Below are 11988 nucleotides of genomic sequence, written 5' to 3' on the forward strand. Positions count from 1 at the left end.
TAGGTAAGGGGTTCTTTTTCTATTTTGATATAGGTTATTAAATAAAATATAATATATGAATGACTTTTCATGTATTGTTGTGATATAATACAGAAGATATTAGGGGCTAAGAATTTTGCTCCACCTTGTATGATCTTGCATGAATAGGAGTTACTATGTTAGAACGCATACAACGATGGCTTTCATTAGATACCATGTTGCCCGCTGCAGAGCGGTTAGGTCCGGTAGGAACTACAAAGCAACTGTATGGTAATTATTTAAAAATAGCTTGGCCCGCTACATTACAAGGATTGATGTTACAGTTTATGACGGCCATAGACTTAGCGATGGTTGGTGCTTTAGGTGCATCCGCACTAGCTTCGGTAGGTATCATGGGGCAGCCAGAGATGGTGATGCTCATATTCTGTCGTGCCTTATCCATTGCGGTAACAGCGATTATAGCTCGCCGACATGGTGAGAGTGAAGTGGATGGTATGAATGCCGTTCTTAAGCAATCCATTCTATTAAATTTCTTGATTTATGCCCCTTTATTGGCCATATGTTTCTTTAATTTAGAGCATATCTTACGTTTTACAGGTGCAGAAGATGGCTATATTGAGACCGCTGTCTGGTATGGTCGTTTTATTGTCATCAGTCTAATATTCCAATCCTTTAGTCAAATTGTAGGGGCTGCTCTTATTGGGTATGGCAATACCAAGGTTATTTTTAAGTCTAATGTAGTAGGGAATATTCTAAATACCATCATGAACTTCTTCTTGATTTATGGTATTGGATTCTTTCCTGAACTCGGTGTCATGGGCGCCGGTGTATCTACAATGATTAGTAGTGCTGTGATTGCTCTATTACTACTGCGTACGATTTCACAATATACTACTACCGGGCTAACCTTACGACATCCTTCAAAATGGAAATTTGAACGAACGGTGTTACATACTATGTTCCACGTAGGTGGCAGTTCCTTAGGAGAACAATTCTTTGAGCGTTTTGGAATGTATACGTACACCATGATCGTTGCGTCCTTAGGGGCCGTTCCACTAGCTGCTCATTATGTATGTATGAATTTGATGGATATATTCTATTACTTCGCTATGGGGCTCGGTTTTGCCGGTGCATCCCATACAGGACAGAGCCTTGGTCATAAACGACCTGATATTGCAAAGACTTATGGTAAAATTGGAGCTCGTATAGGATTCGTTGTGGGCCTTGTCAGTGCTTTGATCTTTATTGGTCCTGGGGATCTTTTGGTACAATTATATACACGTGAAAGTGAAGTCATTACGTTAGCGGGGGCTTTAATGGGCATCATGGCTATTGCTGCATTTCCGCAAGCACTGCAACAAGTATACTCTGGTGTACTAAAAGGGGCAGGGGACACCTATTATATTATGAAATACTCCCTTGTTAGCGTGGCTATAATACGACCTATTATTACTTACCTATTGTGTATCACCTTTGGTTTAGGATTATTAGGCGCATGGTTATCCTTATGCTTTGACCAATCTCTTCGTTTATGTTGTTCTTACATACGATTTATTCGTGGGGCATGGCAGCATAAAATTGTTTAAACCTATCAATATTTGTATATGAGTATCATTCTTATATTGAAAAAAATAAAATAATTTATGAAAGGTTTATGAATAACTTCTTGCGCATTCAATTTGTTTGATGTACAATACCAAATGTGGAAAAAATGACACATTGGGGAATGTGTTATATGACCAGAACATCTTATGTAAGGGATATATATAAGAACGAAATAAGAACCGCCTTAGTATTACTAAGGCGGTTCTTATTTTTATAAATGATTTTGTTCAAGCCAAGCGATACAAGCGGCTTTGCCAGCAGCTGGCAACTCTTGACGGAGACGTTTTGCATCTTCTCTTAATTTAGGGATGTCGATACCTGCATTAGAAAGCTCTGCACAATGGCCTACAAGCCAACTTTCAATTACAGCAGGATCAGCCTCCATATGGAATTGAAGCGCTAGGATATGATTGTCTACGGAGAATGCTTGATTTGGACATAGCTCTGTTTTAGCAAGACGCACTGCACCTTTAGGGATTTCAAATTCATCACCATGCCAGTGAAGGACAGGTACATTGCCAAGCAATGCTAGAGGGGAGGAGGCCCCTTCAGGTGTATATTCTAGCGGCCCAAAGCCAATTTCTTTTTTGCCATGTTTCATAGGCCCTACGTGACCGCTCATAATACGGGATATGAGTTGGGCACCTAAACAGATGCCAAGTAATGGCTTTTTACTATTTATACGATCGGTAATAAATTTGATTTCATCTGTTAAGAAAGGATAGAGTTCTTCGTCGTATGCGCCAATAGGGGCACCGCAAACGATAATTAAATCAGCCTCTGTCACATCATAGTGTTCGAAATTGGCAAGGGGAGCTTCAATGTATGTTAGTTTAAACCCTCGATCAATAAGGACTGCCTCTAAGATACCGGCATTTTCAAAGTTAATATGACGTACAATATAAGCTGTTTTACTCATGGTTCCTCCTATATAAGTACTATTTACAAAAGAAATCTCTACAAAATACGCATCACTAGTATATCATATTCTATAGAATTTATTGTGTGATGAACATCATGATATATAATAAAGATAGAAAGAATAATATTTTATAAAATTATATCGAAAAAAGTCGTCGGCATAATTTAGAAAATATTTATACTGATGAGAGTAACATGAAAAACTATAAGAGCGTGCTGTGGGCCTTTCTATGGGCGGTGCATTTGTAGTGGAAACATTCCTTACATTTGTATTTGTGCTTGTAATTCTTGGTGTAACAGCTAGTGAAAAAATATCTGCTCTTGCCGGTCTTGTAATTGGTGCTACATTGACAATGGTTCACTTGATCGGCATTCCATTGACTGGTACATCTGTAAACCCTGCTCGTGCATTAGCTCCAGCTGTATTCACAGGCGGCGAAGCTTTGGCTTAAGTATGGCTCTTTATCGTTGCTCCATTAGTTGGTGGTGCAATTGCAGCCGTATTTCATCGTGCATGGTTCTATGTAAAAGAAAACTGATTTAACAAAGACGTCTACGGAAACGTAGGCGTTTTCTTTTATTCAGCTAAATTTAAAGACACAATAAGATAAGTATAAGATAAATCTTAAAACAATAAATAGAAGTCTAATTAATCCTATGATTGGTAGCATAATATTCTTATATTATAGAGATAGTCGTAATTTTAAATTCAAACTATATAAAATCTATATATAGATATAATTCGAAATTCTCATGGTAAATTCATAAAAGATATTGAAATTTATCGAAAAGTTGTGTAAAATGAAAATATATTATTACCAAGGCCCTGTGTATTGTTATGGGCTATTTTTGGAGGAAATTATAATGAACAAAAAATTATTAGCTTTATTGGCAGTTGCTGCTGTAGGCGTATCCGTAGCTGGCGCAACTCCTCAAACTCAATTCAACAAAGGCGAATTCCAAGTTGATCTTGGTGCAGCAAATGTTGAAGCAAAAGCAGATGGCTTTAAAGATGCTCACAAATGGAACTTTGATGGTGGTTTGACTTATGCTTTGTCTGACAAAACTGCTATTCAATATGGTTACCATGGTTTGAATTCTAAACATCTTGACACAAATATGCATGAAGTGAACTTGGTTCAATCTTTGAACAAAAACTTCGCTGTATATGGTGGTTATGCACGCATCCATAATAATGATGCTGATGGTACTAACAACATTGCACAAGCTGGTGTAATTGGTAAAGCTAACCTTGGCTCCAAAGTAGAAGTGTATGGTAAAGCTAGTGTAGGTACTAAGAAAACTTCCACTTGGGAAGCTGGCTTAGGCTACAAAGTTAACGAAGACTTGGATATCAATGCTGGTTACCGTTATATCAATACACAAGCTACTGATACTAACAACATCTCCTTCCAAGGTCCTGTAGTTGGTTTGTCCTACCGTTTCGGTAGTCACAAAACAGTAGCTCCTGTAGCAACTCCAGCTCCAGCTCCTGTATACACTCCAGCTTCAGCTCCTGTAGTAGAAGCTCCTGTATACAAAACTCCTAAATTGGATTACTATGTACAATCCATCTACTTCGATTCCGACCAAGATGTAGCTCGTGCAGACCAATATCCAAACTTGACAGCTGCTGTAAACGCTGCTAACCAATACTCTCAAGATCAAATCAAATTGTTGGGTAATGCTGATACTGATGCAACACCCCAATACAATGTTGGCTTGTCCGAACGCCGCGTACAATACGTAGCTCAATACTTAGTAAACAACGGCGTATCTGCTGATCGTTTCATCGGTATCGCTAATGGCGACACTAAACCAGTGGCAACTAACTCTACTGCAGCAGGTAAAGCTGAAAACCGTCGTGTAGACGTTTACATTCACCGCTAATCTTCATTCTAATTTAGATTAGACATATAATTAGTCCACCTTCTATCATGCTCTCGTGTTCATCGGGGGACCGAGCATGTGATAAGGTGGACTTTTGTGTTATACTAAGCTTGCATACAATCGTAGGTCATACAATGTTCATTAAGTTTTGGTAATGTATGCAGTGTGAGTATAGTAAAGTAGGTTATATATGAAACGATTTAAATATTACAAACCGCTTATAGGGGCCATTATATTGGCTGGCGTTATGATCATGATGGCGCTGCGTATTAGCGATATAGCCAATGCTATTGATGCCATTATTACTGCTTTTGTTCCACTTATAGTAGGTGCTTGTATCGCATTTGTCCTCGATATTCTCGTTGTGCGTTATGAACGCTGGCTGTGGCCTAAGAGTAAAACTGGTTGGAAAGATAAAATTAGACGACCTTTAAGTCTTGTATTATCCTTTGTTACTATCAGTGCTATCGTGTATTTCATTGCTCGCATGGCGATTCCACAATTGATTCATTCCATGTCGATTATCGTAGCTTCTTCGCCACAGTTATATTCAGACTTCCAATCTTGGATGCAACACCTTACAGAAACGATTCCAATGGCCTCCAATCAAACTCTTATGGATACCTTGAGTGGTGAAAGTGTTGTTAAATATACTCGCGAGTGGGGCACAAAGGGTGGTACATACCTAGTTAATGCGATGGGGACAGCCTTATCGTGGACTTTGAATATAGGCTTAGGTTTGATTTTTGCCATTTATATGTTGCTCGATAAAGAGCGACTTATGATGCAAGGCAAACGTATTTTACGAGCTTATGCATCCGATGAGTGGGTAAATCGCGTTAGTTATGTCACACGCGTAGCTGTTCAAACCTTCAGTAACTTCTTTGTAGGCCAGTTCATAGATGCCTTGATTTTAGGCATTATGGTTGGTATTTCACTATGGGCATTTAATATTGAATATGCCACTACGATTGCCTGTGTTATTGGCCTTACTGCATTAATTCCATTGCTAGGTATTTATGTGGGTGGCGTTATCGGGGCAGTTATCTTACTTACTGTTAGTCCTATGGATGCATTAATCTATGTGATTATATTAGAGGTGCTTCATCAAATTGAAAGCAACTTTATTTATCCTAAGATCGTAGGTAATTCCGTTGGCTTGCCTGGTTTGTGGGTATTTGCAGCTGTTATCGTTGGTGGTAGTTTAATGGGGGTCACTGGCATGTTGATTGGCGTACCTTTGGTGGCAACATGTTACAAATTGCTTATGACTGATGTAAACGATCGACTTGCATCGAATGAAGGTTTATAGTATATTGTCTAAATAATATATCTATTTATGTATGTTTTGTGTGCTGTTGCGTATAGCACGAAATTATAGTAATTCTAGTATACGGATGGCTTTTACCATAGGTGAAAGCATTGTATATAGTAGGAGGATATGTAATGAATAAAAAGTTGATTTCTATGGCATTAACTGGTGTATTGGCAGTTGGCGTATTGTCCGTTGCTACACCTAGTGTGGCAGATGCACGTAAAACAAAACCAGAAACAAGTACTGATATTTCTGTACAACGTGCGCCAGGGGAATCCATGGTTATGACTATGAGTAAAATTGGTACTATTTTCCAAAACCGTTTTCCTAATGCAGCACTTCATTCTGTAGAGCTTAACTCTAATGATTTGAACTATGGTTACAAAGTAGTAGGTTATAGTAAATATCATCAATATAAGATGAAAATCGACGTTATCACTGGTAATACTTCTGATATGGATGAAGGTGGCAAACCTAAGAAAGTTATCGGTGAAATCTTCAATAAAGATAAAGTCATCGAAGCAGCTCAAGCTGAGCGCGTTGCAAAACAACAACTTGGTGCTGATGCAGTCGTAAAAGGCTGGAAAATTGAAGCGCATGAAGGCAAGATTCTATACTATATGACAATGCATCAAGATGGTAAAAAGACTGTAGTTACTGTAGATGCTGAAACAGGGGCTTATGTAGGTCAATCTAAATCTAGTAAATTACCTCCTGAACCAGATCAAGGTTTCGACGGTCGTAAAACAAATATTATTTGGGATAACACCATTGATATGGGTCGTTAATCTATTTAGCGAGATTATAAATAAAGAGCTGAAGATAAAATCTTCAGCTCTTTTATTTATATAATGGTTATATATTTATTATTACCAACGGTTTTCGTAGTATACTTGTGTCCACATAATAACCTCGATTAAGGATGGATGTGGGCTCATAGTTTCACCTACAGTGATAACGGATTTAGGATCCATTTCGCGAGTAATACCTTTTTCACGTAAGCGTTTAGTACGTTCAGATGCGATTTCTTCATTAATAGCAGTCAATGGAGTTACACCGCTGTTCATAAGATTTACGTAAGGTTGGAAGAGGATGGATGCTTGAGGACCTGTTACGTGCATACCGAGAATGTGGTTTGTGTCTTTGTCCACTACGATTTTAACGAAACCATCATTTACATCGCCAGGATTAATACCCATAGCATAACCTTTAGCCGTAGAGGAGTAGTAATTTTTACCAACACCTACATTATAGCCTGCTTTAATTGCTTCTGCTTCAGTAAGACCTACGCTACCAATTTCAGGGTAGGAGAAGGTAACCTTTGGCAATGTATCATAACGTGCCCAACGGAAATCTTCTTCGTTTTTAGCAAAGTATAGATTGTGGGCAATAATATCAGCTTCATAGTTCGCACGATGACGAAATGCTGGTTCACCATTTACATCACCTAAGGCATAGATGCCATCAACAGATGTTTCGAGGAACTCGTTTGTTTTAATCCAGCCCTTTGGCCATGTTTCAATACCTGTATTTTTGAGGTGGAGCTCTTCTACAGCAGGACGAATGCCAGCTGCTACGAGGATTTCTTCTACCTTAGTTTCTGTAACTTCACCAGTGCTACGATCTTTAGTGACTACAACTTTAAGACCATCTTCTTGACGGATTTCAACAGTGTCTTGGTTTAAGATTACATTAATACCACGAGCTCGGTAGTTTTGAAGAAGATGTTCGGACATCTCTTCGTCTTCTTTAGGTACTAAACGTACATTATGTTGAAGAATTGTTACCTCTGTACCAGCGGATGCAAATACGTGACCGAATTCAACACCGATTGGACCTGCACCGAGTACAGCAAGGGATTTGTATGGTTGTTTAGGGAATTTATCGCCAAAGAGACTTTCACTAGTAAGGAAACCTGCCTCTTGAAGGCCTGGTACATTCGGTACATTACTATAACCGCCAGTACCTAGGATAATTGTTGGTGCTGTGATTTCTACAATGCTAGAACCATCGTTAAGGTGGATGTTCATAACCTTATCGGACACAAAACTTGCAGCACCGCGATATACATCTACGTTGTCATAAGCGTTATAGTAATCATAGATGCCTGCATTCTTGTCAATCATATGCCATGTACGTTTAGCTACAGTGTCCCAATCCATAGTTGCATCGCCAACATTGACGCCTATTTTTTTGAACTCTTCTACCTCTTGAATGGCATTAGCTGCTGTAACCATAACCTTCGTAGGAATACAACCGCGAGTTAGGCATGTGCCACCGAATTTACCTTTTTCTATGATAGCTACTTTTTTACCTACTTTTATAGCAGCGTCAGCTACGATGGTTGCACCACCTGTACCCACTACAATAATATCGTACTGTTTCATGTTGATTCCTTTCTATTGCTATCTATTAATAGTTATTATCATTAACTCTATTATAACACTATATTGAAGAAAATCAATATAGGCGATTGTAATTAATATAAACGTATATGATTAATATTAATACCTATGTTGATTTATAAAGTATGTTCTTTATATTATACAATGAATACATTTATAAGTCGTATAGTAATCTAGTATTTATGGATTTTTAAATACAAAAAACGGTCCCGAAGAACCGTCTTTAGTATGATTGTAAAAGTATATTTAATTCCAGTTTTCGTGATAGCCACGTTTTGCATAATCTGCAGTAGCAGTGAAGAGAATATCTGTACTGGAGTTAAGTGCTGTTTCGGTGGAGTCTTGTAAAACGCCAATGATGAAGCCTACACCTACAACTTGCATTGCGATGTCATTGGAGATACCGAATAGAGAACAAGCTAGAGGAATTAGAAGTAGGGACCCACCAGCAACGCCAGAAGCGCCACAAGCACCGATTGTAGCAATGACAGATAAAAGGATTGCTGTAGGGACATCTACAACGATACCAAGTGTATGTGCAGCAGCTAATGTCATGATTGTAATTGTGATCGCTGCACCACCCATGTTGATAGTAGCACCCAATGGAATGGATACGGAATACATATCAGGGTTAAGTTTTAAACGTTTTGCTAAATCAAGGTTAACAGGAATGTTTGCTGCAGAGCTACGAGTAAAGAACGCATAGATTGCAGATTCACGTAAACATTTGAAAACCAATGGATATGGATTACGGCGAAGATATACAAAAGATAGAAGTGGGTTTACTATTAATGCTACGAAAATCATAGAACCAAGTAGTAATACGAGTAATTGGAAATAACCAATTAAAGCTTCAATACCGTTAGTAGCAATAGAGTCAGCTACGAGACCCATGATACCAAGAGGAGCAAAGCGGATAATCCAACCTACTACAGTTGTAATAGCTTGAGCGATAGACTCCATTACTTCCTTAGTATTCATTGGTGCATGGCGTAAAGCGCCACCAATGATAAGTGCCCAGCCTAAAATACCGATATAGTTAGCAGTCATCAAGGCTTTTACTGGATTATCAACAATATTTTTTAAAAGTGTTTTCATTACCTCTACGATACCTTGTGGTGGAGCTGCATCGGCTGCACTAGCTGCAAGGTGTAATGTAGTAGGGAACATAAAGCTTACGACTACAGCAAGTGCTGCAGAAAGGAATGTACCTAATAAATATAATGTGATTACAGAGCCCATCCCTGTTTTTTGGCCAGAACGGTGTTTACTGATGGCTGCAATTACAAGAAAGAATACGAGGATTGGTGCAATCCCTTTTAAAGCACCAACAAAGAGAACGCCTAATAAAGCTAATTCATTTGCCACATCTGGCACGTATAGAGCTGTCAAAATACCAATAATCAAACCTATGATAATTTGTTGGATTAGACTGACTCTATTGATTGTTTTTACAAATCGATTCATAGTACACTCCAATACTTAATAAAAACTAATAAAAGACCATGGAAAAGATATCTTTTCGTCATGGACATATGTCATTATACAACGAACACAGGATGGTGGCAATAGATAATATCATAGTCGTTTATATATAGTTAAGTTAGATCTACTGTGATTGATAACGATATTTATTTTGTAATATGCTAGTTTTAATAGTAGTGAATATATTACTTTAACTAAATATGTGCTCTTTACATAGTTACTATATATAGTATATATAATAGGATTCTTTTGATAGGCGTCATAGTATGATATACTATGCGAGTAAAGAGTTTGAATATAGTTCTTGATTAGTGAAAGGACCATAATGAATACTAAAGAATTTAAAACGTATGCCGATAAAGAGCAATTTGTACAAGGTGTTTTTTCTAATATTGCAAAAAACTATGATTTAATGAATACAGTCTTAAGCTTTGGACAAGATTATTTTTGGCGCAAATTCTCTGTAAAAGCAATGAATATTGGTCCTCACCAACGTGTGCTTGATGTAGCATGTGGTACCTGTGTGTTTACAAAGGAAGCGTTACGTCAAGAACCAACATTAAAAGTAGAGGCTTTGGACTTTAATAGTGAGATGCTTGATCAAGGTCGTGTACGCATTGAAGATGCTGGTTTAATAGATCAAGTTAATCTTGTTCAAGGTGATGCGATGGCATTACCATATGCAGATAACACATTTGATGCTGCTATGAGCGGATTTGCAATGCGTAATGTGCCAGATATTAAACAAGTGTTATCTGAAATGCAACGTGTTGTAAAGCCAGGTGGAAAAGTAGTTGTGTTAGAACTCGCAAAGCCAAGCATGTTTGGTTTTAAACAGTTATATAATTTCTACTTCTCCTATATATTACCCATTATAGGTAAGTTGAGTAAGGATAATTCCTCTTATGCATGGTTGCCAGAATCCTTACGCAGATATCCTCATCAAAGCGAGATTCTTGAAATCTGGAAATCTTTAGGATATGAAAATGCCACCTATCATGAATTGACAGGCGGCATTGTAGCGGTCCACGAAGGTGTGGTACCAGAAAATTCTATTGTAAATAATAAGTAATATTAGCGTCTTGAGAAACTACTAATGATCCTTTTTCAACAGGAGTAGCAGTTTCGAGAGACGCTTTTAACATTACGGCGTTACGATAGGAACCAGAGTCCATAGAGCTTGTTTGTGGTGTGCTAATAGAAACAGTTTTTACAGGGCCTAAAGTACGACCAAGGGCTGCAGCAATAACCTCAGCTTTATGACGACCGTCTTGAATTGCTTCGGTAGTTAAAGAATCAGACAGTTGTTGAGATACATCATTTTGGAATGAAAGGTTATTGATATCGTTGGCGCCAGCGCTAACAGCAGCGTCAACAGCCTTTCCTACATTATCGAGATTGTTGATTTTTACAGTCACACGATTTGCTACACTATAACCAGTGTTGATTCGTTTGCCATCTTGATAATCACTTGTAGGGTTAATAGAAATATTAGATGTGTAAATATCTTTTTTGTCGATACCTAAATGACCTAACTTGCTGATTAAATCACTCATGATGCGATCGTTATTGGATTTTGCAGCATTGATATTAGTGTTTTCACTAGTAATACCAAGTGTTAAAATCGCATAGTTAGGTGCTACAGAACGAGAGGCTTCGCCTGTAATTTGAATTTCAGAGGTATCAAATGTACCTTGTGGTGCAGCAAAGGCTGCAGTGGCCATAGTTGCACATACCGCAGCAATAGCAACTGTTTTGGATAATAAACGTTTGGATAATTTCATACTCAATCTCCTCACACATTATTATAGTATTAATAATAACTACCATAATAAAAGACTAAATTGAAATATAGAGCTAATTCAAAATTAAAATATAGTATTAAATAGTATATAACTATATAACTATATAACTATATAACTATATAAGTGAAAGAGTCTATATTACAGCTACATTATACAAAATAGATTGTATAAAATCAATCTTTAGTTTTTAGGGTGAAAAATGAATGTGCAATGAAAGTTGTGTGAAGTTGAGAATTGGGGGTTGCCATTATTTTTTGGTTATACTATAATATCCATACAGTCGTTCGAACGACTGTTTCTTAATGAGTGTAGAAATACACTTTGAAGTTCGAAAGAACTTCAAAAAAGATTATAAAATGTGTTGACATGAAATTGCTCACATGTTATTATAATCAAGTCGTCAGATGGCGCTTCACTGAAGCGTGAAACTGATAACAGATCTTTGAAAACTGAACAATGATAGGTAATCAATCATATGATTGAACATATGCCAGAGTGCGGGTTTTGACAAAGTCAAAACCAACCATAATTCAAAGTTACTTAAATGTAACGACAACAAATAATGAGCTATTCAAATAGCTTC

10 protein-coding genes are annotated in these 11988 nt (G+C 37.6%); 6 read left to right on the forward strand and 4 right to left on the reverse strand.

The features are described from left to right. Positions 1-155 precede the first annotated feature (155 nt). A complete protein-coding gene (locus O3607_RS09310) occupies positions 156-1565 on the forward strand; it encodes an MATE family efflux transporter (RefSeq protein ID WP_371443768.1) in 1410 nt (469 codons plus the stop codon). A gap of 230 nt (positions 1566-1795) precedes the next feature. Here O3607_RS09310 and O3607_RS09315 read toward each other — a convergent pair whose 3' ends face one another. After that, positions 1796-2503 carry a glutamine amidotransferase gene (locus tag O3607_RS09315; RefSeq protein WP_371443769.1) on the reverse strand — a complete coding sequence of 236 codons (708 nt, stop codon included), beginning with the start codon at positions 2501-2503 and terminating at the stop codon, positions 1796-1798. 232 nt (positions 2504-2735) lie between these two features. Here O3607_RS09315 and O3607_RS09320 point away from each other — a divergent pair, with 232 nt between their 5' ends. From O3607_RS09320 to O3607_RS09335, 4 genes are all read left to right on the forward strand, one after another. Continuing rightward, complete coding sequence (locus O3607_RS09320; RefSeq protein ID WP_024063851.1) at positions 2736-2957, forward strand: aquaporin; 222 nt, start codon at positions 2736-2738, stop codon at positions 2955-2957. Between the two features lie 412 nt (positions 2958-3369). Then, positions 3370-4395: an outer membrane beta-barrel protein gene (locus tag O3607_RS09325; protein ID WP_371443770.1), complete on the forward strand. Its 1026-nt coding sequence runs from the start codon at positions 3370-3372 to the stop codon at positions 4393-4395. A gap of 190 nt (positions 4396-4585) precedes the next feature. Continuing rightward, positions 4586-5707: an AI-2E family transporter gene (locus O3607_RS09330; protein ID WP_371443771.1), complete on the forward strand. Its 1122-nt coding sequence runs from the start codon at positions 4586-4588 to the stop codon at positions 5705-5707. Positions 5708-5841: 134 nt separating this feature from the next. After that, positions 5842-6498 carry a hypothetical protein gene (locus O3607_RS09335; RefSeq protein WP_024065438.1) on the forward strand — a complete coding sequence of 219 codons (657 nt, stop codon included), beginning with the start codon at positions 5842-5844 and terminating at the stop codon, positions 6496-6498. 81 nt (positions 6499-6579) lie between these two features. Here the strand turns inward: O3607_RS09335 and O3607_RS09340 are convergent, their stop codons facing one another. Both O3607_RS09340 and sstT read right to left on the reverse strand, forming a co-directional pair. Continuing rightward, positions 6580-8097: an NAD(P)/FAD-dependent oxidoreductase gene (locus tag O3607_RS09340; protein ID WP_371443772.1), complete on the reverse strand. Its 1518-nt coding sequence runs from the start codon at positions 8095-8097 to the stop codon at positions 6580-6582. Between the two features lie 264 nt (positions 8098-8361). After that, positions 8362-9582, reverse strand: coding sequence for a serine/threonine transporter SstT (gene sstT, locus O3607_RS09345; protein ID WP_371443773.1), 1221 nt, complete (start codon positions 9580-9582; stop codon positions 8362-8364). Positions 9583-9925: 343 nt separating this feature from the next. Here sstT and O3607_RS09350 point away from each other — a divergent pair, with 343 nt between their 5' ends. Beyond that, positions 9926-10672: a ubiquinone/menaquinone biosynthesis methyltransferase gene (locus O3607_RS09350; RefSeq protein WP_005388035.1), complete on the forward strand. Its 747-nt coding sequence runs from the start codon at positions 9926-9928 to the stop codon at positions 10670-10672. On the opposite strand, the gene O3607_RS09355 is transcribed toward O3607_RS09350, so the two are convergent. After that, entirely contained in the window at positions 10653-11384 is a 732-nt protein-coding gene (locus O3607_RS09355; protein WP_005388036.1) for an SIMPL domain-containing protein, read from the reverse strand. The genes O3607_RS09350 and O3607_RS09355 overlap by 20 nt on opposite strands. Positions 11385-11988 lie beyond the last annotated feature (604 nt).

The sequence above is a fragment of the Veillonella sp. 20925_1_51 genome (assembly GCF_041431445.1).
Classification (GTDB): domain Bacteria; phylum Bacillota; class Negativicutes; order Veillonellales; family Veillonellaceae; genus Veillonella; species Veillonella nakazawae.

Bases quoted from the DNA above. Each gene is read 5' to 3' on its own strand.
- O3607_RS09310 (WP_371443768.1), top strand. From the start codon at position 156: ATGTTAGAACGCATACAACGATGGCTTTCATTAGATACCATGTTGCCC.
- O3607_RS09315 (WP_371443769.1), bottom strand. From the start codon at position 2,503: ATGAGTAAAACAGCTTATATTGTACGTCATATTAACTTTGAAAATGCC.
- O3607_RS09320 (WP_024063851.1), top strand. From the start codon at position 2,736: ATGGGCGGTGCATTTGTAGTGGAAACATTCCTTACATTTGTATTTGTG.
- O3607_RS09325 (WP_371443770.1), top strand. From the start codon at position 3,370: ATGAACAAAAAATTATTAGCTTTATTGGCAGTTGCTGCTGTAGGCGTA.
- O3607_RS09330 (WP_371443771.1), top strand. From the start codon at position 4,586: ATGAAACGATTTAAATATTACAAACCGCTTATAGGGGCCATTATATTG.
- O3607_RS09335 (WP_024065438.1), top strand. From the start codon at position 5,842: ATGAATAAAAAGTTGATTTCTATGGCATTAACTGGTGTATTGGCAGTT.
- O3607_RS09340 (WP_371443772.1), bottom strand. From the start codon at position 8,097: ATGAAACAGTACGATATTATTGTAGTGGGTACAGGTGGTGCAACCATC.
- sstT (WP_371443773.1), bottom strand. From the start codon at position 9,582: ATGAATCGATTTGTAAAAACAATCAATAGAGTCAGTCTAATCCAACAA.
- O3607_RS09350 (WP_005388035.1), top strand. From the start codon at position 9,926: ATGAATACTAAAGAATTTAAAACGTATGCCGATAAAGAGCAATTTGTA.
- O3607_RS09355 (WP_005388036.1), bottom strand. From the start codon at position 11,384: ATGAAATTATCCAAACGTTTATTATCCAAAACAGTTGCTATTGCTGCG.